Origin of the sequence: Pedococcus sp. 2YAF34 (genome assembly GCF_052114585.1) — a bacterium.
Lineage (GTDB): Bacteria > Actinomycetota > Actinomycetes > Actinomycetales > Dermatophilaceae > Pedococcus.
The window spans coordinates 1-356 of the sequence record NZ_JBFRFA010000163.1 but is presented as its reverse complement, the minus strand read 5'-3'; the positions used below and the strand labels follow the sequence as shown (position 1 = coordinate 356).

At 67.1% G+C, this 356-nt stretch carries 1 pseudogene; it reads left to right on the top strand.

Annotation, left to right across the window (positions count from 1 at the left end):
- Positions 1-71 precede the first annotated feature (71 nt).
- Positions 72-356 (top strand): annotated as a pseudogene (locus tag AB4Z02_RS19380) (sortase); the annotation flags it as partial.

Genomic DNA, 356 nt, shown 5'->3' with positions numbered 1-356 from the left:
CATCAGCGCTAAACTGAGGATTCATCACGTTGGGCCGACCTGACGTGTCCGCACACGAATGTCCGGAGGCGATGCCCAGGTCCAGGAAGCTGCTCGCCACACTGCTCCTCGTCGTCGCCGGCACGTTCGCGGCACCGCTGGCGGCCAACGCCGACCAGTACACGTCAGACGGCGGATGCACCATCAGCCCGACGACCGTCCAGGCCGGCGACTCGGCCACGCTCACCTGCGTGCCCGGCACCTTCGCCGACTCGGAGAGCGTCACCTACGTCGTCTCCGGCCAGAACGGAGCGGACACGCACCTCGCCTCGTTCCGCACGTCGATCAGCACCGCCAGCGTCGTGAAGACCTCGAAC